Here is a 20,852-nt window from a genome sequence, read left to right on the forward strand (position 1 = left end):
GGTGGGTGGGCGCCTTTGACCGTCAGGTCAAACAGAGCCACCCACCGATCCCACCATCCGCCGCACCATCTGCCAATACTGGTCCTGCACCCGATCAAGGCTCAAGCGCCCCCCGGACCGAAACCAGGTGTTCACGCCCGTCAGCATTGCAATAACGGCCCACGTGGTCACTTTGGCATCCGCCACTGCGAAATCCCCGCGCGCCATCCCGGCGTCCAAAATGCGCTCCAGCACTCCCTCGTACCGACGCCGCAAGGTCTCGATCTCCGCGAAATTCTCCGGCTCGAGATTGCGCAATTCCATATATGCGATGAAAACCGCATCCGGCCGCTCGTGGTGAAACCCGATATGGAACCGCACGAACCGTTCCAACCGGACCACCGGCGCCGCCCGGTCATCGTCCTGAACGGCCGCCAACAACTCGACCATGTGGTCCCGCATTAACTCTACCAGCAGGCTCTGCTTGTCAGGCGTATAATTGTACAGCGCCCCGGCCTGCACCCCCACTTCCTTGGCGATCTGGCGCATGGACACGGCCGCAAACCCATATCGCGCAAAAAGCGTCAAGGCCGCCGCGCGAATGCGAGGGCCGGTGATGTCGGAATGAGAACCAGTGGTGCGCGCCATGGGCGGGATTTATCTGAACAACCGTTCCAAACCAAGCGGTGCTTGCACCATGCAGCCCCTTGGTGCATCACCATGGCAACAGTTCTCGATGCGGATCATCCCTGCAATGCGCGCCTTCCACGTTTTTTTCTTCCTTGCCTTGGCCGCATGCACCCAGTTTCCCGAATTAGACGGCACGGTTGCACCCGATCTCGAAAACGCGGACTTTCCGGCCCTCGTGCCACTTGACACGGTGCGCTCAATCTCCGATCCGCTGGTCGCTGACCCGGTCGCGACAACCGAAACCCTCAACGCGCGTGTCGCGGCGTTGCGGGCCCGCGCCCGCGCATTGCAAAGCAGACCCATCCTGGATCCGGCGACCCGCGCCCGGCTGAGGCGCGGTGTCAGCTGAAAACATGGGCATATGCCCATGACCAAAGCGCTTGCGACCGCGCAGCACCCTGCCGCGGCAATTGCACCCCCGCCCGGAACCCGCTACATCGCCCTCAACACCGGGCCTGTGGTCCGTACCCAACAAAGGACCACGACATGACGACGCCGCTGCGCCTGGGCATTGCAGGATTGGGAACTGTAGGGATCGGGGTGGTGCGGATTGTCCGCCAACAGGCCGCGTTGCTCAGCGCCCGAACCGGTCGCGACATCTCGATTTCCGCCGTCAGCGCACGCAGCCGCGACAAGGATCGCGGCGTCCCGCTGAGCAGCTACGCGTGGGAAGACGATCCCGTCGCTTTGGCGACCCGCGATGACGTCGACGTCTATGTCGAGCTGATGGGCGGCACGGACGGCCCCGCCAAGGCATCCGTCGAGGCCGCAATTGCCGCTGGCAAGGACGTGGTCACCGCCAACAAGGCGATGCTCGCCATACATGGTCAGGCGCTGGCGGAGGCGGCAGAGGCCGCTGGCGTCTCGCTGCGCTACGAGGCGGCCGTTGCGGGCGGGATCCCCGTGATCAAGGCCCTGACCGAAGGTCTCGCGGGCAACGAGATCAAGCGTATCGTCGGGGTGATGAACGGGTCGTGCAACTACATCCTGACCCGCATGGAAAGTGCCGGCCTGTCCTATGAAGAGGTCTTTGCCGAAGCCGACGGATTGGGATATCTCGAGGCCGACCCGCAGCTGGACGTGGGCGGTATCGATGCCGCACACAAACTGGCCATCCTGTCATCCATCGCCTTTGGCACACGGGTGGACTTTGACGGGATCGAGCTGGAAGGCATCGAGCGCGTCAGCATCGAGGACATTCGCCACGCCGCCGATATGGGCTACAAGATCAAGCTCTTGGGCGTGGCACAACGCACCGGACGCGGCCTCGAGCAGCGCATGATGCCCTGCCTTGTCCCCGACACCTCGCCCATGGGGCAGTTGCAGGGCGGCACCAATATGGTCGCCATCGAAGGGGACGCCGTCGAACAGGTCGTTTTGCGTGGTCCCGGCGCAGGTGAAGGGCCAACGGCGTCTGCCGTCATGGGCGACGTCTGTGACATTGCGCGGGGCACCCGCCTGCCCGTCTTCGGACAGCCTGCCGCGGGCCTCGACACGGCTCCGCGTGCTGCGTCCGTGCTGCCCGCGCCCTACTACCTGCGCATGGCTCTGGTCGACAAACCGGGTGCCCTGGCCAAGATCGCCACTGTGTTGGGCGAGGCGGGCGTCAGCATCGACCGTATGCGCCAGTACGGCCATGACGATACGTCAGCCCCCGTGCTGATCGTAACGCATACCTGTACACGGGCGGCGGTGGATGACGCGCTGGCCTCCATGCAATCCACTGGGGTTCTAACATCGGACCCTGTCGTTCTGCGCATCGAATCCGTCTGACGGCCCGCATTTCCAATCAAAAGGACTTTTACCATGACTGCCACCGCACAATTCCAGGATCGCCTCCTGTCGCTCGGCCTTGCTCGGGTCTCCGAAGCCGCCGCACTCGCATCGGCGCGGCTGGTAGGCCACGGGGACGAGAAGGCAGCCGACCAGGCGGCGGTGAACGCCATGCGCGAGCAGTTGAACATGCTCGACATCGCGGGCGTTGTCGTGATCGGCGAAGGTGAGCGTGACGAGGCGCCGATGCTCTATATCGGCGAAGAGGTCGGCACCGGTAATGGGCCGGGCGTCGACATTGCGCTGGATCCGCTGGAAGGCACGACCCTGACCGCCAAGGACATGCCCAACGCCCTGACAGTCATCGCGATGGGCCCGCGCGGATCGATGCTGCACGCGCCGGACGTCTACATGGACAAGCTGGCCATTGGTCCGGGTTTTCCGACAGACACGGTGACCCTGGACATGTCGCCCGCAGAACGGGTGTCTGCGCTGGCCAAGGCCAAGGGCTGCGAAACCGCGGACATCACCGTGTGTATCCTGGAACGCCCCCGGCACGAAGGGATCATCGACGCGGTTCGTGGCACAGGTGCGGCCATCCGCCTGATCACCGACGGCGATGTGGCCGGCGTCATGCACTGCGCTGACCCTTCCACGGGGATCGACATGTACATGGGAGAAGGCGGCGCACCCGAGGGGGTTCTGGCAGCCGCAGCGCTCAAATGCATGGGGGGCCAGATCTATGGTCGGTTGCTTTTCCGTAACGAAGATGAAAAGGGCCGCGCCGCCAAAGCCGGGATCACCGATCTGGACCGTGTCTACCGCCGCGATGACATGGTCACGCAGGATGTAATCTTTGCCGCGACGGGCGTGACGGACGGTTCGCTCTTGCAGGCCGTGCACCGCGAACCCGGCTGGCTGACCTGCGAGACACTGTTGATGCGGTCCAAGACCGGCTCGGTGCGGCGCATGAGCTACCGGACCCCTACGCACACCGTCTGAGCCATCCGGCAGATGATTTCGTGCCTCCGGCGGAGGTATTTGAAGCGAAAGGAAGCAGCGCGTGGCGTTCTTGGGGGTCGAGCAATCGTTGACCGGACGCCGATGGGTCGGGCCGGATGCCGCGACCGACCGTGCCGCCGAGGCAATCGTGCAGCAGACCGGCCTGCCGCGCCCCGTCAGCCAGGTCCTCGCGCGCATGGGGGTGCCTGCGGAGGCGGCAGAGGCCTACTTGGCGCCGACACTGCGCGGCCTGATGCCGGACCCGCGCAGTTTGCGGGACATGGAGACCGCCGCGGCACGGATTCTGGCTGCCGTAACGCGGCGCGCGCGCATTGCGGTTTTTGCGGATTACGATGTGGATGGTGGCAGTTCGGCGGCACTGTTGCTCAGCTGGATGCGTGCCCTTGGGCACAGTGCGACGCTGTATGTACCGGATCGCATCGACGAAGGGTACGGCCCCAATGACGCGGCCATGGCAGCCTTGGCGGCCGATCATGAGCTGATCATTTGTGTCGACTGCGGGACGGTCTCGCACGGGCCGATTGCCGCCGCCGCCGGAGCGGATGTGATTGTTCTGGACCATCACCTGGGCGCCGAGACACTGCCCCCTGCCCGCGCCGTGGTGAACCCAAACCGACAGGACGAGGATGGATCGCTGGCGCATCTGTGCGCAGCGGCGGTGGTGTTTCTGCTCTTGGTCGAGGCGGGGCGTCAATTGCGCGAAGCAGGACGGCAGGCGCCCGATCTGATGGCGATGCTGGATCTTGTAGGGCTGGCCACGGTGGCGGATGTTGCCCCATTGATCGGGGTGAACCGCGCCTTTGTTCGGCAGGGATTGAAAGTCATGGCCCGGCGCGCAAGGCCGGGCCTCGTGGCTCTGTCTGATATTGCGGGCCTGGATACCGCGCCCTCGACCTATCACCTGGGCTATGTACTTGGACCGCGCATCAACGCGGGGGGCCGCATCGGGCAGGCAGATCTGGGGGCGCGCCTGTTGTCCACCTCCGATCCGCACGAGGCGGACGCGTTGGCAGAACGGCTTCATGCCTTGAACGCGGAACGACGCGATATCGAGGCGCAGGTGCGCGCCGAAGCTCTGGCGCAATGCGGGGCACGTGGACCCGACGGTGCGCTGGCATGGGCGGCGGGTGCAGGTTGGCATCCGGGTGTGGTGGGCATCGTGGCCTCACGGCTCAAGGAGGCGACAAACCGTCCCAGCATCGTGATCGGAATCGAGGACGGGATCGGCAAAGGGTCGGGGCGCTCGGTGTCGGGCATTGACCTTGGCGCGCCGATCCAGCGCCTTGCGGCCGAGGGTCTGTTGATCAAGGGGGGCGGTCACAAGATGGCCGCCGGCTTGACGGTCGCCGAAGACAAGATCGAAGCGGCCATGGCGCGGCTGGAAGACCTGCTGACGCGGCAAGGTGCGGGCGCGCTGGGGCCTGCGGATTTGCGGCTGGACGGCACGCTGATGCCCGGTGCAGCGACCGTGGAACTGCTGGATCAGATCGACACCGCCGGACCATTCGGCGCGGGCGCGCCGGGCCCGCGCTATGCGTTTTCGGCGACGCGTATCCTGCATGCCCGCCGGGTTGGGGAAACCCATCTCAAGATCACCTTTGGCGAACCTGGCGGCGCACGGTTGGACGCGATCGCCTTTGGCGCGTTTGATGGCCCCCTTGGTCCTGCCCTTTCCGACCATGGCGGCGCCGCGTTTCATCTGGCCGGGCGGCTGGAGATCAATACGTTTCGTGGCCGCCAGTCCGTGCAACTGCAATTGCAGGACGCGGCACCCGCCTGAAGAGCGACAAACTGGGTCAAAGGCGATTTTTCCGCTTGCACCGGAAAAGCTGATTGCCTAGATACGCGCTCACACCATGTGTCCCGTTCGTCTATCGGTTAGGACGCCAGGTTTTCAACCTGGAAAGAGGGGTTCGATTCCCCTACGGGATGCCATTTTTCCGGCATGACCATATCACCGCGCACCCCAGTTCAGGGAACGCCGCGCATAGCCCAGAAAAACAAATCCAGCTTCTGGCTCTTTGGTGTTTCCCCGAATGTTGCGATGAATGCGCGATCCAGCAATGACGCCGAAGTGGCGATCTCGCGGCTCAGCACTTCGTAGAAACGACTGATCAACTGCGCCTTGGCCTCGTCATTTCTGTAGTCGATCTTGGCAAAGATCGCATAACGGTCGGTCGTAAAGCTCTTGGCGCCGCTGGTGAATTCACATCCTGGCACGGCGCGGGCGTGTTCGGTGATGATTTCAAGATCGCCGACATAATACGTCACCTCGCCCGAACAGAACCGGCGTGCGACGTCCGAGTGATTGGGCCCTGCATAAAACAGCCCGCCGTCACCGTTAATCCCATAGGGTGGCGGGCAAACGCTGACGCCTGCACCACTGTCGCGCAAGGCGGCTGTCACCTTGTCCTTGGTGTTGCGCCATTCTCCGGCATTCACGATCGTCCGGATTCCGGTGCTGGCCGCATTCGTGGCGCCGACGAACCCAATCAGCGCCTTATCCGCCTGACACGCATTGCGGGGCGGTACCGCGTCCTTCAGTGTCAGATATCCGATGCCCGCGATGAACAACGGCGGAGAAACGGCAAACCGCTTGACCCGTTCGGCGTTGATCGTGGCCGGATCGCACAGAATGTCGATCTTGCCCCCCAGCAGATCAAGTCGGTCAAATTCGAACTGCGCGTCGGGAAAGCGTTCGCGCTCTGCCTTGATCAGGGCGTCCATATCCTCGACGACGATCTGGCTTGCGTCGAAATTGGGAGCATCGTCCTGATTGATCAGCATCTGCTTGAGCACTTCATCGCAGACATAGACCAGATAGCCGTCGAACCCTTCGGCCCGGATCGGACCGGCCCCGGTCGATATCGACAGCCCCTTGGGCGCGCGGGTGGATTTATAGGAGAACGGCCGTGCATGAGAGCGCACGCCGATACGCAATAGTGGCTTGTCCTCGTTGGCCCCCGGCGGGACCGACGCGTCCTGCGCACCAACCGCGCCAGCCGCGAGCAAAGCCGCGCAGATCAATGCAATCATCCGCCTCATGTCGTCGCCGCCTTTGTACCACGTGTTTGCGCCCGCTTGCGCTTGCGTTTCTCCGCTGCGCTCTCTTCGGTCACTTCAAGGAAGACCGCAAAGAAAAGGATGAAGAAGAACGGCTGCACCGCATAGACCAGCGCCTCTCGCATCTCGAAGTTGAACGGGAAATTGTCCGGGGTTGGCCTGATGAACGTGGGTGGATAGCTGGCCACGATGGTCAGGTAATACCACCCCACAATCAACACGGAGAAGATGAGACCGATCACAATCGTCCACGCGGCGTTCAGTTGATCATGTTGATCGGTCAAGATCAAAACCGCGATGGCCACCAAAAAGCCAACGCCTGCATGCATGACGAAGAAGGCCCATTTGCTGTTCAAAAAGAACTGGATCTGGTTCTCTGTCGCGTCAAAGCCGGTCTTGACGTAGAATTCGAGGAAAGAGCCGATGAATACGCCGAGAACAGCCATGATCGCCGGTATCACCGCCATGGAAAACAGGCGCAGGAACGGAATGCGGCGCAGCTCCCAATCGGGCCAGGAATTGTCTTCCTTGCGCACCTCGCGGCCGAAAATTGCCGTGACGGCCGCCAAGGCGGTCGCAAAGAACACCGCGACGCACCACCAGAAGGAAAGGGCCAGAATGCTTTGCCGCCGCTCAGCCGACTGCGTCTTGATCACGCTACGCCAGATCGCGGCGCAACTGCGCGCAGCGGCCCGTTCCGAGCGGTCCAATCCCGCCTGCTTGGCCGCGTCACTGTCCTGCGGGGCTTGGGCGATGTCGTCCCGATCCGTCCCGCGGTTCAGATCAAAGGGCACATAATCGGCCGGATCCGCGCCATCAGGTATCGTCCGGCCGGGGTCAAGCCCCCAGCGTTCCGCGTCATATCGATCAAATGGCAGACTATCCGAAGCAGACAATGTGCAGCGTGTCTCGAACCCGATGGGCATTTGCCGCAGCTGGATGCTTTCGCGCACATCTGCCTGCGCAAGCCGCGGAGAGATCGGTGACGCCGCGACATTCCACGTCAGGATCACCGCGTAGGCCGCGGGGACCGCCATAAGTGAGAATAACAGCCCCATCGCAAAGGAATTCATCTCAACCCGGTACGTCCGTTTTATCCGTTCGTTGATAATGGAAATCGCGCTTTTTTCGTCCATGTTTTTGATGGCACGGTTGTTGCGCAAGAAATGGACAGCAAAGAGAGCGATGGTGTCATTCGCGACGGCATTAGCGGTGTCGAAGAGTTTTTTGCGCTCCGCTGCATCATCCGGCAGCTTGACCTTGAGCAGATCCTTGAGGTTCTCAACATCGTATTCCAGTCGGGTGGACAGCTCACTCATCGTGGACAATTGGCTGAACGGGAAGTGCTGGATGCGCTGTTTTCCCGTTATAGCTGGCGCCAGGTAGTCAATGGTGCGCAGCGAGCTGAGGATCGAGGGGATCTGGCTCTTGTCATAGCTCGCCTTGAATGTGGCGTCGGCATTTTCCAGGAACATGTCCGACAACGGCTTTTGGCAGGCCACATCGAAGGTTTCGAAGGGGATCGCGTGCAATTCCTCAATCACCGCATAGACGCCGCGCGGCACACCTGCGAGCCTGTGTGCCAGCGATCGCATGGTGCTCTCGACCGGGCGCAACGCACCGATGGAAAAGATCGAGATGATGGCCGCCGAAATGAAGATGGGCTTGCCATATTGCGTGTTCAGCAGGTTCAGCGGATCCTGGTTCGTCCCGATAATATCGTCCGTCGGCCCGATTTCGGAGTTGGACGCCGCGGCCTGGGCCACCAATTCGTAAATCTCGGTCGAGCTCAGCACGACGACATAGGTGACCAGATAGAGCAGCGAATAAAACAGGAACCCGATGTTTTTTTCACGCGGCGTGCACAGCTTGGCGACCTCCACGTTCTGGAGGATCGGATGCTCCTTGAAGGGGATGGACGTCAGCGAGGAGTTATAGTTGCGATACGCCTCGATCATGAGCGTAATCGCCCCCGCGATAACGACGCCCGCGAAGATCAACGAATTCATAATTTTGGACCAACACTGGCCTACCGCCGATCAGAGGCAGCGGCTCACTTCAGGGTTGCATGGGCCCGCTTGGGGCAATGACGGATCACTTGTCTGGAATGAGCCGGTCCCAAAAATCAGGGCTGACAACAAAAAAGCACTGTAAAAATGTGACATGGCGAGAACCTGCATCGATAAAACAATAACAAAGGTTAACACGCCTTGCGCGAAAATTCAACGCAGCGTTGAGGTCAGGCATTCCTGACCCTTGCGTCAAGCACTGTCCACTGTGGACCGGCCCGCAGGCGGGGTGAGGTTCTTGGCGTCCATCCGCAGATCTTCGGTATAGATCGTCTGCTGCGCGCGGCCACGATTTTTGGATGCGTAGAGAGCGACATCCGCATTATCCATCACCTGAGCTATGGTTTCATCGCCGTCCGGTTCGAAGATCGCGGTGCCGATGCTGGCGGAAATACGGCACACCTCGCCCTGGAACGGGATGGGTTGCGACAATCGCGCAATGATCCGCGCGCCGATCGATTCCATCGCATCCCAACCCTTGGCGTAAGGTAGGATGATGACGAATTCATCGCCGCCCACGCGGCAAACCGTGTCGGTGTCGCGCGTCTCATCCACCATGACGCGCGCCACGGTCTGCAATACGTGATCACCAGCCGCATGTCCAAGCGTGTCATTGACCGCCTTGAACCAGTCCAGGTCGACTTGCATCAATCCGAACCGGGTGCCCCATTGCTGATGCCTGGCCAGCACGTGATCCATAGCCCTGCGGTTTTTCAGACCCGTGAGCGTATCGGTAAACGCCTGTTCTTCGGCAGCGATCATCGCGCCCTGCAATCGCAGGTTTAATTTGCGCGACGCATCCATCGCTGCGGATTTTGCCTCAACCAGGTAGAGCATTTCGATTGTGAGGTCGGTAGCTGCGAAATCGGCGCTGGTGAGCGCATAATCCGTCACCGCGTCAACCACCGAAATGCCAAAGGACAGATTGACAATACATTGCCCGGATATGGGGCCCGCCACCAGAACGCCCTTGATCTCGGTGTGGGGCGCATCCCGCAATTGCAGGTGCAGCTTGGTGCCTGCCGTGGCGCGCAGACCGTCGATGCTGGTGATTGCACGCGGGCGTTTCAGATCGAATATTTCAAGGAAACGCCGTCCGACCAGCGGCACATCGGGGCGCAGTTTCTGCACTGTCGGCCCGGCATGGATCACGTGACCGGTATGCGACAGGACCACGTGCATGGGACACAAAACATCCAACGCTTCTGTCATCATCGCAACCCCACTCATCCCGCACGTGCCCCAAGATCAAATGTCCGGCCTTCGGCGAACTCTGTTTCGACCAGCGTGATTGAAATCGTTTCCTTGCCCTGCCCGCCGCCGGTATGTTCGAGCAATGCCAGCGCGCCATAGTCATCCGCCATTGCCCGCAAGATACCCATCATCACATGGCCATATCCCGCCACCGGGCTGTCACAGATCAGGCTGAACTGGCTGGGCGAATGGTCCCGCAATTCGATCTTGGGCAGGTTCAGATCCGAGACCGCGAGACGCGCACGATCCGGCAGGTCGTCGAGTGAATGCAGGAATTCGACAAAGCTTACACCGCCAAAGCGCAGCAGTCTGCGCAGTGCTTCGACATTGGGATGGGATACGAGGTAGGTACCGATATCTTCCATCACTTCGTCGCGGGGACGTTTCAGGACTTGGCTGACCGCATCCAGCAGGTTTGGCGTGATCTCGTCATCATAAATCAGCATCGCCTCAAATTCGACAAAGGAAAGGTCAGCGACACGGGTCGTTTCAACCCATTTGTCGCTGCCGTAACTGTCAGTGACGAAACACTGAATCGCGCGATTGATCAGCCCATGCATCGTTCTATCCCAAATCCTCGGACGCACTTTGCGCGTGCAGCCCTAAAGAATCCGATAACAGATACAATTCGATCTATTTGCGCGCCCGGTCGCTGGCTCAGAAATCGGTCGGCGCCCCGCCCTCGGCCTTGCGACGTGCCACAAACTCCTTGAGCTCTTCGTGCAGGTTCTCCGCCATGGGCGGCGCTTCGAAATTTGCGATGATGTCCTTGAACATTCGGTGGGCGCGTTCCTGCGTCCACACACCCCCTGCGGCTTCCCAGCCCTCGTAATTCTTCCAATCGCTCAGAAACGGTTGGTAGAAGGCCGTCGTGTACCTGTCCTGGGTGTGCTGAATGCCAAAGAAGTGGCCTTCGTTTCCGACCGATTTGATAGCGTCCAACGCAATGTCATCAGGACCAGTCCCGGTGATCGCAGGGTTCAGATACCGCTGTATTTGCTGCAATATCTCGCAATCCATGATGAACTTTTCAGGGCTGGCGATCAGCCCCCCCTCAAGCCACCCGGCCGCGTGGTAGACCATATTCGTCCCGGACTGCACGGCAGCCCAGAGACTGTTGGAGGTTTCCCACATCGCCTGTCCGTCTGGCACATTGGCTGCACACACACCCGAAGACCGCATCGGCAGGCCGTAAAAGCGCGCCAGTTGCCCGGTCATTTGAGTGGCACGCATGTACTCGGGCGTACCAAAGGCAGGCGCGCCGGTTTTCATGTCGACATTCGATGTGAACGTGCCGATCGCACAGGGCGCGCCGGGCCTGACATATTGAAAGAGGGCAATCGCGCATAACCCTTCGGCAATCGATTGCGCAACCGCACCCGCCATGGTCACCGGCGCCATGGCCCCCGCAAGGGTAAAGGGCGTGACCACCACGGCCTGTCCACGCCGCACCAGCCGCAAACAGCCATCGATCATCGGGTGATCATGCTTGAGTGGCGAGGTCGAATTGATATTCGTATACATGCGCGGGCTGGCTTCGAATTCTTCATCCGTAAGGCCACTTGCGATACGCACCATCTCCATCACGTCTTCGACGCGTTCCTTGCCGAGGCTATAGGCGTGCATGACCTTGTCCGTCAGCGTCAGCTTGTCATAGACCACGTCGAGGTGCCGCACGCTGGCGTGGATATCCACCGGCTCGACCGGGTAGCCGCCTGCGAAATGGATACAGTTGAAATACTGCGTCAGCTTCAGCAGGTTGCGGCACATCTCGCGATTGCCGGGCACCTTGGTGCCAATCTCCATGTCCCAATAGTTGGGCGGCGATGACACATTGCCAAAGGTCAGATGATTGCCGCCGATGGTGATCTTGCGATCCGGGTTGCGCGGGGTCAGCGTGAATTCGGACGGCGCCTTGCCGATCATCTCCATGACCCAATGACGGTCCATACGCACGATGTCGCCGTCAATCCGGCACCCCGCCTCGCGCAGTATGCCAAGGGCTTCCTCGTTCAGGAACTGCACGCCGATCTCTTCGAGAATGCGCATAGCGCCGTCGTGAATTGCTTCGACCCCTTCCGGGGTCAGCGGCTCTACCGGCAGGTCGGTCATCACCGGCGGGTTCCACGGCATCTGTTCGATCACCGCCCCGCCCCGGCGCGCCGCTGCACCGGCGCGGCCGCCTCCGCGTGTTCTGCGCTTTTGTTCTGTCCCGGCCATGGCATGATCCTCCGCCCTGTTGGTGAGGCCTACCTCACCGCAGGGCCCGTGGGTGCACATCTCCGTTTGCGACGGCTTGTGTCGTTTTTCGGGGGCAAGAGGCCGTTTACGTTGGACGCACGCCCACCTGCATATCGATCCACCCAGGGATGTGACCGATATCCGGCAAGACCACGCTCGCGTAAGGAGCCAGTTCCGAAGCCTCGGCAAGTCCGGTCAAAACAGCGATACGTCGCATTCCAGCGGCCTGCCCTGCGCGCAGGTCATGCAGGCTGTCGCCCACCATCACCACAGTTTCCGGCACAAGGCCGGTGGCTTCGCAGAATCCCAGCAACTGGCCTGGATCCGGCTTGCCGCCATATCCACTGTCCGATCCGGCGATGAAATCGAAACACGGCACGACATGCGCGGCCTCAAGATGCGCACGGGCCGGAGCTTCGGCATCATTGGTCGCCACGCCCAGACGCAGATCACGCGCCCTGAGCGCGGTGAGAAACGGCAAGAGCGGCACCGCCTCGGCCTGCGGTGCAAGCGTTGCTTCGTCATTGAGAATGCTCAGCAATTCGGCCCGTGCCATGTCCGGAAATTGTGACTGCAGCGCATCGGCGATGTCCTCGGGCGTGCCCGCGATCACGACGCTGGTGCGGTCAAAGCGGCGCTGGTCAAGGTCGAAGCCTATTGCAGCACCCACACGCCGCGCACGGTCGAGATCCTGTCCGCATATGCGCACCAGAAACCCGGCCGCCCAAGCTTCCCACGTAGTGCCGAAATCAAACAGCGTGCCGTCCTTGTCAAAGATGATACCACGGATCGGGACATGTGCGTTCACGTCCAATGCATCTGCTCCCCACCGGGCAGGGCCGCGCGCGCCTGCATCGGCTGATCATAGGGCAGACCCGCCCTATCACAGAATTCCGTCACCCAGGCATCGTCCATCATTATGAAATCCAGCAATGCACCAAGAAACGCAGGATCGGTCGCCCCGGCCCGCACATCCGCTTCGCTGGCGCCTGTCGCCCCGAGGAAAACGGGCAGCAACTCTTCGTTTCCGGCCATCCACGTCAGCGCCTGCAGGCCCACAACTTCGGCGGTTTCTCGCTTCATCGACATCACAAACGCTCCTTCACCGCCATTTGGAAACCCTTTGTTAACCTAAAGGGTCAAGAACCGATTACACACTCTTTGTTACGAATTGGAAATGTCGGATGCATGGCAAGGTTCTGGTTGTTGATCCCATCGCTACAAATCGCATTGTGCTGCGGGTCAAACTGGCGGCCAGCCACTATGACATGGATCAAGCAGGCAGCATCGCCGACGCCATTCGTGCCATGGGCAAGAGCCGCCCCGATATCATTCTTTGTGCAGACACGTTGCCCGATGGCGGACCCCTCAAGCTGATGAACCGGATGCGCAAGGCGGGATTGCATGGCAAGGTGCCTCTGATTGTCCTTGGCAATGGCTGTGACGGCGATACACGGATCCGGCTTTTGGGCGCTGGCGCCGAAGACGTGCTGGAAAAACCGCTCGACGACAGCTTTTTGCTGGCCCGGATCCGCAGCGTCATCCGTGCCTTTGCATCCGCAACGGAATGGAAGCTGCGCGACGGCACCTCGCGCGCGCTTGGATTTGCAGAGCCCAGCACGCAGTTTGGCCCGGCGCAATCCGTGCGCGTTGTTGCCCGAGATCAGGCCCGACTTGAAAGCTGGCGACCCGCCTTGTGCGAAAATACACGTGCCACGGTGGCAAGCTGTACCCCCGCAGCCGCCGTCGAACACCGCTCCAAGGACAAGGCCGCGGACGGTTTCGTGCTGGTCGTGGAACCGGATGCGAGTGCAGACATGCTTGGTCTGCTGGCCACGATCCGAAGCAACGCGAGCACGCGACACAGCGTCATCCTCGTGGTGCAGGTCGATCCCGACTGCAAGCTTGGCGCGCAAATGCTGGACATGGGCGCCAATGACGTCATGGCGTTCCACCGTGACCCATCCGAAGTCGCGTTGCGCCTCGAAACTCTGCTGGCACGCAAGCGCATGTCCGATGCGCTGCGCGACACGGTGCGCACCGGGATCGAGGCGGCGCTGATCGACCCGCTGACCGGGCTGCACAATCGACGCTATGCCATGCCGCACCTGGCCCGAATTGCAGACCGGGCAACCCGGTCGGGCAGACCCTTTGCCGTCATGGTCGCTGACATGGATCACTTCAAAAAGATCAACGACACACACGGGCACGCGGCAGGAGATGCAGTGCTGGTCGACACTGCCCGCAGGCTGCGCGAGAACTTGCGCGCTGTTGATATGGTGGCTCGTATCGGCGGCGAAGAATTCCTGATTGTCATGCCTGGAGCGGGCCTTCAGGATGCCAAGAACGCCGCCCAGCGTCTGTGTCAGATCGTGCGGGACACGCCCTTTGAGGTGCCCGGTTCGTCCGCAGATGTCACCGCAACCATTTCCATCGGAATGACAGTGTGCGATCCCGCGAAAACCGCGGCCCTGACCGTAGCTCACACACCCGAAAGCCTTCTCGACCGGGCGGACAAGGCGCTTTACGGAGCCAAGGCCAAGGGGCGCGATTGCGTCACGCTCAGCCGCCCGGCGGCCTGAACGCAGCAGTGGCTCAGCGCTTGGGCCCGCCCTTTTTCCGGTCCGGGCCACGTCTCAATACATCCTTGATCCGCCCGGCATAGGCAATGCGCTCTTCATCCGACATCGCCGACACGATGGACAGCCATTCCGATTGCGCCCGTTTCTGAACACGCGTGACCCCGTCGGCCTGGCTGGCAAGGACCGCCTCGATCGCAGGGACGTCCAGCGGCGTGGTCTGCAACGCGTCAATCATGGCATTGAATTGTGCACGGCGATCCCTGCGGTTCGGCAGGGCATCATCCCGCCGGACCGCATTGAACACACCGCGCCGATCCTCGTGCGGCAGTGCCAGCACATAGGGCATGGCATACCCCATTGCACCGGGGCCCTTGCCGCCCAAGGGGCCGCCGCGCAGGACAAAGCCCGCCACCAGCCCGATGATCGCAAGGTTCGCGGCGAGGGAGATCCCAAGCAAAAGCTTGATCCACAGCGGTGTTCCAGATGTATCGCTCATGCTCAACCCTCATCCCAATCCCAGCCGAAGGCATCAAGCCCGCCCGTTTCTTCAAACAGGGTGTCATAGCCAAGCGACCAAAGCGCATCCGTACCGGTGGGGTCAATCCCACCCAGCCCAACCGCAAACCCGGTGGCCGCCGCGGCAACCAGACCGCCAACGGCGCCCCAACCGCCCAGTCCCTGAACCATCTGCTGCCACCAAGGCCGCGCCGGTCTGACACCGCCCGGGGCGGGCAACATCGTCTCCGCATCCGCAAGAACACGCGCCATCAGCTGCGGCGAAGGTGCCGCCACCGGCGCCTGCGCCAGATCGTCCAAGATGTCATCAAGCCAACGCGGATCCGATGGTTCGGGGGGGCGGTTCTGTGTCATCGCATGTTCATCCTTCGTATCCAAGGGCAGCGACCTGCCCTTTGAGTGCCTGTGCCAATGCCCGCTTGCCGCGCGCCGTGAGGCTTTCGACAGCCTCTGTACTGATGTCCAACCGCGCCGCGATCTCCGGGTTCGACGCCCCTTCGAAATGGCGCAGCATCACCGCGAGACGCTGGCGCTCCGGCAGTTCTGCCAAGGCGCGGCGCAATGCGTCGTGGCGGGCTTGCGTCTGCAATTGCGCTTCTGCCGATGGCGCAGGATCTTCGGGCTCTGCCGCCTCGTCCAGCCCAACCGGTCCGCGCGACCGTGCCCGCAGCCGGTCGGTGCACAGGTTGGCGACAACACGGTACAACCACGTCGTCACCTTTGCCTCGCCCGTCCGCCACTCCGGCGCAATCCGCCACAAGCGCATCATCGCCTCTTGGGCCACATCCTCGGCCGCTGCCTGATCGCCCAGCATCCGCATCGCCTGCGCATGGACCCGCGGCACAAGGCGCGCGGTCAGTGTCCGGGCCGCACCGGCATCACCACGCGCAAAGCGCGCCAAAAGCGCGGCATCGTCCGTCTGCGGATCCGTATCGAGCGGCATAGTCATCAAACCCCGGCTACCCCTGCCCTGCCCCTTATTGCAAGGGGCAGGGTCTGAGGCGGCTGTGATCAGTTTTTGGACTTGCGCTTACCACGCATCTTGTCACGGGCCTCGGCGAATTCCTCTTCGCTGATGCCACCGCTTTTGTCCGCGTCCATACGTTCAAAGAACCGAGCGGGATCACGGCGCGGGTGTTTCAGTTCGTCCGCCGACAGTTTGCCATCCGCATTTGCATCCATGCGCTCGATCATCTTGGCGGCACGGTCTTCGGCACGACCCTTGGCCGCTTCGATCAGCTCCGCCTCAGTCAGGAACCCATCGCCATCCGCATCCGCGCGGGCAAAGCGGGCATTCCCGGCCTCTTGCAGTTCGGCAAGCGAGATTTCACCGCTGTTGTCTGCGTCCAGCGTTGCGAAATCCGGGCCACCACGACCTGCCGCCATAGCAGCGACTGTGGAAATCCCGATGGCAGCTGCCGCGATACCTGCGATAAATGTGCTTCGTTGCATTTTGATACTCCGTTTTTTTGCCTCATGGCGCAGGTCCTTTTCTGCGCCGGGTACAGGTCAAACGGGGGGCCGTCGCATTTCCGTCGAAAAAAGTTTTGGCGTCACCAACGCGACATCGGGACGCAAGGACAGATTGCGGCATTCCGCTTTGCTGCACCAACCCCCAGTTTGGCGGCACCAATACAGAAAGCTGTTCACATGCAGACCCAGTCAAATGCCGAAGTGGCACATTCCGAAGATGCCCGACACCCCGTCCGCCCTGCGTTGTGGCGCGGCTGGCGCAACCGTTGCCCGCGCTGCGGGCAAGGCCGCTTGCTCAAGGGTTATCTCAAGGTGGCGCCCGGCTGCCCCGTTTGCAAACTCGACTATTCGCACCATCGTGCGGATGACGGGCCTGCATATCTGACGATCCTCTTGGTTGGGCACCTGATGGCACCGCTCTTGCACTGGGTCTTTGTCACATGGCGGCCCGAGCCCCTGGTGCTGTTCACCATTTTTGCGGTTGGCTGCGTGGGCTTGTCGCTCTACCTTCTGCCCAGGCTCAAAGGGGCCATTGTCGGCTTTCAGTGGGCGCGCGGCATGGGTGGTTTCGCCCGCGCCGGTTAAACACCGCGCCTTGCAGCGGGCCGGATCCAAGCACAGATCAGGGGCCCGCAATGGCACAGGATATATCTCAGGACAAATCGGCCATCCGCAACGCATCCACGGTGATCGTGTTGCGGGACCGGCATGTCGCACCGCGCATCCTGATGGGTCAGCGTGGGGCAAAGGCGGTGTTCATGCCGAACAAGTTCGTCTTTCCGGGTGGCGCGGTGGACGCGGGCGATCATCACGTACCGCTCGCAACCGCGGTAACGGCCCCGAATGATGCGCGCCTGCGCGACGACAGCGCCACGGATCTGGGCTCGGCCCTCGCCGCAGCGGCCATTCGCGAGCTGTTTGAAGAAACTGGCCAGGTCCTGGGCACCAGGGACCACTGGCCCGATGCACCGCCCGATTGGCAGGACTTTGCCGCGACCGGCCACCGCCCGCACGCCGCACCGTTGCAATTCGTGTTCCGCGCGTTGACCCCTCCGGGCCGCCCGCGCCGCTTCGATGCGCGATTTTTCCTGATCGACGCGGACACTCTGGCCTCTGACCCTGACGATTTTTCTGCGGCCTCTGACGAGCTGTCGCATCTGCAATGGGTCGCACTGGACGACGTGCGGTCCTATGACATGCCGTTCATCACCGAAGTCGTCCTGAGCGAAATCGCCGCCCGCGTCACGGACCCGGCCCCCCCCGCAAGCGTGCCATTCTTCAAGAACAACGAAGAAGAAAGCCTGTTCTTGCGTCTGCGCGGCTACGCCCAGCCCGACTGATCCCCGTCAGATCACCGCGATCAGCATCAGAATGGACGCCAAAAGCACCGCCATGCCCAGCCATTCGCGCCCGCTGATCGCCTCGCGGAAGACCAGCACCGACGCCAGCGCGCTCAGGATCAATTCGACCTGCCCGACCGCGTTGACATAGGCGGCGTTCTGCAAGGTGAAGGCCGTGAACCAGCAGAATGACCCGGCCATCGACATCAAACCGACCCAGACCGCTACCCGCCGCGCCCCCCAGACGGCACCGATTTGCCCCGGATCGCGCCACCGCAGCCAGATCAGCATCGCAATCGTCTGCATCGCCGTCACGACCGCGAGGGTCAGCCCGGCGCGTGCGAGCGGATCCTCAAGGTCAAGGCTCAACGACGCGCCGCGGTAACACACGCCCGAGACTGCAAAGAGCAATCCCGCCACCAACCCGAGCCCTGCGGACGGGTTCGCCATGTCGCGCCACCCGAACCCGCGCCCGGGCGGGACCGACAGAAGGACCACGCCCACCAGCCCAAGTCCAATGGCCATTAGGCCCCAACCGCTGACCGCATCTCCCAGCAGGACCCAACCAACCAAAACGGCCTGCATCACCTCGGTTTTCTTGAATGTGATGCCCACCGCAAAGTTGCGCGCCTGAAACAGGCGCACCGTGGCCACGGTCGCAAGGATCTGCGCCAACCCACCCAACATGCCAAAGCCCCACAAGGCAGGCCCAAACACAGGGACGCTCTGCTCTGTGGCCCACAGGTAGATGCTGATCAGAACCGCCACGAGTGGCGCGGAATACACAAACCGCGCCAGCGTCGCGCCAGACGCGCTCAACGTGCCCAGCGACAACTGCCGTTGCAACATGAACCGCAACGTCTGAAAGAAGGCAGCGGCGAGTGTAATGGGAATCCAGAGGGTCATGGCCCTCTATCCCGTATCAGCGGTCGGAGGACCAGAGCGGATGCGGCACGCTGTCCTTGGCGCGCAGGAAATGACGGGCGAAAACCTGCATATAGGATCGATATCGATAGCCTTCGTTGCAGGCCAGGTACCGCGACGCACTGGCCCGGTAAAGCGCGGGCAAACGGTACCACGGCACCCGCGGATGCATGTGATGTACCACGTGGAAATTGTTGTTCAGAAACAGGAACGCCAAAAGCCCCCGATCCTCGATGATGACCGTGCGCCCGCGTGCCTTTTGATGCGCCTGATGCTCAAGGAACGTCCGGATTTTCAATACCGACAGCGCCCCGTAACACCCCAACAGATAGGCCCAGAACGGGATTGGCGCCCATACCACCAACATCAGCACCACGATGCATCCCGGCACATGCAACGCCCAACCCAGTGCCACCTGGCGATCGCCCATCCGCACAGCTTGCCAATCGCTCCGCATGAACATCACCTGCGCCAAGACGGGACCAATCAGCATCCGACCGGCCAGCGTGTTGTTGACCTCCAACAACACCCGCACCCATAGAGCGAGCCGCAGCCAGACCACGGGATCGAGGTAATTCGTCTCGGGATCATCGTAAGGATCGGTGAGGTTGGCGTCCTGATGATGCGCCAGATGCGTGTCGCGAAACCGCAGATAGGGGATGAATAGCCCCGGATTGACGATGACCAAGGCCTCGCTGAGGCTGCGGGACGGAAAGGGGTGCCCATGCAGGACTTCATGTGTCAGCGACGCGTGCAAGACCAGCGAAACCGCCAGGACCAGGATGGCCAGAGGCAAGGACACGGAAGGCAACCAAAGAATCGACGCACCCCAAGTCAGAATACAGGCGAGGAACAACGTCAGAGTGATCCATTCAACCACAAAGGGCCGTTCTGACGGCAGGTACCGCGTCGTCCGTTTACGATGCATTGCGTGCGGTTTCCTTTCACGGGCGTGTGGGCGTACCGTCAAACCCTAGCGATGCATCGCCCTGCTGCGCAGTTGGCAAGTGGTTAACAAAGACCGCGTTTCGTGATATTTGTCACCACATGGTAGGAATTATCGACAAACGAGACCGCGCTGCCCAGTTCCGCCAGCGGCTGGCCGCGGCAATGCGTGAACAGAAAATGTCGCAAAGCGCACTGGCCCGAACGATCGGTACGGACAGATCAACGGTCAGCCAAGCCCTTGCCGATGACGGCGCCCGCCTGCCCGGCGCTCAGACCGTCGGGGCCTGCGCCCAGGCCTTGGGCGTGTCGGCTGATTGGCTTCTGGGCCTCTCCGACCGCCCCGAAAGCGCCGCCGCTCTCACAGCCGCGGCCCTCACCCTGACCGAAGCCCCCCGTGCCCTGATTGATGAACGTATCTTTGGTTGGCACCAGGAGGCCGCAGGCTACAAGATACGCCATGTGCCCGCCGGGCTGCCCGATATGCTCAAGACCAACGCCATGCTGGAATGGGAATACGGGCCTCATCTTGGCCGCACCACGACCCAGGCGATCAACGCGTCCAGGGACCGCCTGAACTGGATGCGCAGCGCGCAGTCCGACTACGAGATCGCCCTGCCCCTGCACGAACTGGACAGTTTCGCCACCGGCACCGGCTATTACTCAGGCTTGCCCAAACACATCCGCGCCGACCAGCTGAATCAACTGCTCACCCTCAGCACACAGCTCTATCCGAGGCTCCGCCTCTACCTTTATGACGCCCGCATGCTCTATTCCGCGCCCATCACGGTCTTCGGCCCGCTGCTTGCCGTGATCTACACCGGCGGCCACTACATGGCCTTTCGAGACCGCGCGCGCATCGAAACCCTGTCGCTCCATTTCGACGATCTTGTACGGCGCGCGGCCTTTACCGCTCGCGATATCCCCGATCACGTCGAAACCCTGCGCCGCAAAATGACATAGCGCCAAACGGGTCGGCG

The 20,852-nt window shown here is 61.8% G+C and carries 22 protein-coding genes and 1 tRNA gene; 9 read left to right on the top strand and 14 right to left on the bottom strand.

The genetic code is table 11. The annotated features are described in order from the left end of the window. Nucleotides 1-27: 27 nt before the first annotated feature. The gene (locus Q0949_RS08885; protein ID WP_299370669.1) at nt 28-627 is read right to left on the bottom strand and encodes a TetR/AcrR family transcriptional regulator; all 600 of its coding nucleotides are present in this window, start codon (nt 625-627) and stop codon (nt 28-30) included. Between the two features lie 49 nt (nt 628-676). Between Q0949_RS08885 and Q0949_RS08890 the strand changes: the two genes are divergently transcribed. The 5 genes from Q0949_RS08890 (at nt 677) to Q0949_RS08910 (ending at nt 5,400) form a co-directional block, all read left to right on the top strand. Beyond that, on the top strand, nt 677-1,018 hold the full coding sequence (locus Q0949_RS08890; protein WP_299370671.1) for a hypothetical protein: 342 nt from the start codon (nt 677-679) through the stop codon (nt 1,016-1,018). A 137-nt stretch (nt 1,019-1,155) separates the two neighbouring features. Then, nucleotides 1,156-2,442 (top strand): homoserine dehydrogenase, encoded by a 1,287-nt coding sequence (locus Q0949_RS08895; protein WP_299370673.1) that lies wholly within the window; start codon nt 1,156-1,158, stop codon nt 2,440-2,442. Between the two features lie 33 nt (nt 2,443-2,475). Continuing rightward, nucleotides 2,476-3,444, top strand: coding sequence for a class II fructose-bisphosphatase (gene glpX, locus Q0949_RS08900; protein WP_299370675.1), 969 nt, complete (start codon nt 2,476-2,478; stop codon nt 3,442-3,444). A 61-nt stretch (nt 3,445-3,505) separates the two neighbouring features. Continuing rightward, nucleotides 3,506-5,245: a single-stranded-DNA-specific exonuclease RecJ gene (recJ, locus tag Q0949_RS08905; RefSeq protein ID WP_299370677.1), complete on the top strand. Its 1,740-nt coding sequence runs from the start codon at nt 3,506-3,508 to the stop codon at nt 5,243-5,245. An 80-nt stretch (nt 5,246-5,325) separates the two neighbouring features. Then, nucleotides 5,326-5,400 (top strand) — tRNA-Glu (locus tag Q0949_RS08910). A gap of 36 nt (nt 5,401-5,436) precedes the next feature. Here Q0949_RS08910 and Q0949_RS08915 read toward each other — a convergent pair. From Q0949_RS08915 to Q0949_RS08945, 7 genes are all read right to left on the bottom strand, one after another. Continuing rightward, on the bottom strand, nt 5,437-6,510 hold the full coding sequence (locus Q0949_RS08915) for a transporter substrate-binding domain-containing protein (protein ID WP_299370679.1): 1,074 nt from the start codon (nt 6,508-6,510) through the stop codon (nt 5,437-5,439). Next, entirely contained in the window at nt 6,507-8,537 is a 2,031-nt protein-coding gene (locus Q0949_RS08920) for a hypothetical protein (RefSeq protein WP_299370681.1), read from the bottom strand. The genes Q0949_RS08915 and Q0949_RS08920 overlap by 4 nt, the downstream gene beginning before the upstream one ends. A 252-nt stretch (nt 8,538-8,789) precedes the next feature. After that, the gene (locus Q0949_RS08925) at nt 8,790-9,827 is read right to left on the bottom strand and encodes a GGDEF domain-containing protein (RefSeq protein ID WP_299370683.1); all 1,038 of its coding nucleotides are present in this window, start codon (nt 9,825-9,827) and stop codon (nt 8,790-8,792) included. After that, nucleotides 9,824-10,411, bottom strand: a complete 588-nt coding sequence (locus Q0949_RS08930; protein ID WP_299370685.1) for a heme NO-binding domain-containing protein — start codon at nt 10,409-10,411, stop codon at nt 9,824-9,826. The genes Q0949_RS08925 and Q0949_RS08930 overlap by 4 nt, the downstream gene beginning before the upstream one ends. A gap of 97 nt (nt 10,412-10,508) precedes the next feature. Then, entirely contained in the window at nt 10,509-12,071 is a 1,563-nt protein-coding gene (locus tag Q0949_RS08935) for a trimethylamine methyltransferase family protein (RefSeq protein ID WP_299370687.1), read from the bottom strand. Nucleotides 12,072-12,177: 106 nt separating this feature from the next. Continuing rightward, nucleotides 12,178-12,906, bottom strand: coding sequence for an HAD family hydrolase (locus Q0949_RS08940; protein ID WP_299370689.1), 729 nt, complete (start codon nt 12,904-12,906; stop codon nt 12,178-12,180). After that, a complete protein-coding gene (locus tag Q0949_RS08945) occupies nt 12,897-13,181 on the bottom strand; it encodes a DUF3572 domain-containing protein (protein ID WP_299370691.1) in 285 nt (94 codons plus the stop codon). Before Q0949_RS08945 ends, Q0949_RS08940 begins: the two co-directional genes overlap by 10 nt. 95 nt (nt 13,182-13,276) lie before the next feature. On the opposite strand from Q0949_RS08945, the gene Q0949_RS08950 reads away from it, so the two are divergent. Further along, nucleotides 13,277-14,674, top strand: a complete 1,398-nt coding sequence (locus Q0949_RS08950; protein WP_299370693.1) for a diguanylate cyclase — start codon at nt 13,277-13,279, stop codon at nt 14,672-14,674. A 13-nt stretch (nt 14,675-14,687) separates the two neighbouring features. On the opposite strand, the gene Q0949_RS08955 is transcribed toward Q0949_RS08950, so the two are convergent. The 4 genes from Q0949_RS08955 to Q0949_RS08970 form a co-directional block, all read right to left on the bottom strand. Continuing rightward, nucleotides 14,688-15,170: a periplasmic heavy metal sensor gene (locus Q0949_RS08955; RefSeq protein ID WP_299370695.1), complete on the bottom strand. Its 483-nt coding sequence runs from the start codon at nt 15,168-15,170 to the stop codon at nt 14,688-14,690. Nucleotides 15,171-15,172: 2 nt separating this feature from the next. After that, a complete protein-coding gene (locus tag Q0949_RS08960; protein ID WP_299370697.1) occupies nt 15,173-15,544 on the bottom strand; it encodes a hypothetical protein in 372 nt (123 codons plus the stop codon). A 7-nt stretch (nt 15,545-15,551) separates the two neighbouring features. Next, nucleotides 15,552-16,139 (bottom strand): RNA polymerase sigma factor, encoded by a 588-nt coding sequence (locus Q0949_RS08965; protein WP_299370699.1) that lies wholly within the window; start codon nt 16,137-16,139, stop codon nt 15,552-15,554. Nucleotides 16,140-16,201: 62 nt separating this feature from the next. Continuing rightward, on the bottom strand, nt 16,202-16,642 hold the full coding sequence (locus Q0949_RS08970) for an EF-hand domain-containing protein (RefSeq protein WP_299370701.1): 441 nt from the start codon (nt 16,640-16,642) through the stop codon (nt 16,202-16,204). 198 nt (nt 16,643-16,840) lie between these two features. Between Q0949_RS08970 and Q0949_RS08975 the strand changes: the two genes are divergently transcribed. Together Q0949_RS08975 and Q0949_RS08980 are read left to right on the top strand one after the other, a co-directional pair. After that, nucleotides 16,841-17,248 (top strand): DUF983 domain-containing protein, encoded by a 408-nt coding sequence (locus Q0949_RS08975; protein ID WP_299370703.1) that lies wholly within the window; start codon nt 16,841-16,843, stop codon nt 17,246-17,248. A gap of 50 nt (nt 17,249-17,298) precedes the next feature. After that, nucleotides 17,299-18,003 carry an NUDIX hydrolase gene (locus tag Q0949_RS08980; protein ID WP_299370705.1) on the top strand — a complete coding sequence of 235 codons (705 nt, stop codon included), beginning with the start codon at nt 17,299-17,301 and terminating at the stop codon, nt 18,001-18,003. A 6-nt stretch (nt 18,004-18,009) separates the two neighbouring features. Here Q0949_RS08980 and Q0949_RS08985 read toward each other — a convergent pair whose 3' ends face one another. Together Q0949_RS08985 and Q0949_RS08990 are read right to left on the bottom strand one after the other, a co-directional pair. Next, a complete protein-coding gene (locus Q0949_RS08985) occupies nt 18,010-18,909 on the bottom strand; it encodes a DMT family transporter (protein WP_299370707.1) in 900 nt (299 codons plus the stop codon). Nucleotides 18,910-18,925: 16 nt separating this feature from the next. Next, complete coding sequence (locus tag Q0949_RS08990; protein WP_299370710.1) at nt 18,926-19,855, bottom strand: fatty acid desaturase; 930 nt, start codon at nt 19,853-19,855, stop codon at nt 18,926-18,928. 119 nt (nt 19,856-19,974) lie between these two features. On the opposite strand from Q0949_RS08990, the gene Q0949_RS08995 reads away from it, so the two are divergent. After that, nucleotides 19,975-20,835, top strand: coding sequence for a helix-turn-helix transcriptional regulator (locus Q0949_RS08995; RefSeq protein WP_299370712.1), 861 nt, complete (start codon nt 19,975-19,977; stop codon nt 20,833-20,835). Nucleotides 20,836-20,852 lie beyond the last annotated feature (17 nt).

Source organism: uncultured Tateyamaria sp., assembly GCF_947487805.1.
Lineage (GTDB): Bacteria > Pseudomonadota > Alphaproteobacteria > Rhodobacterales > Rhodobacteraceae > Tateyamaria.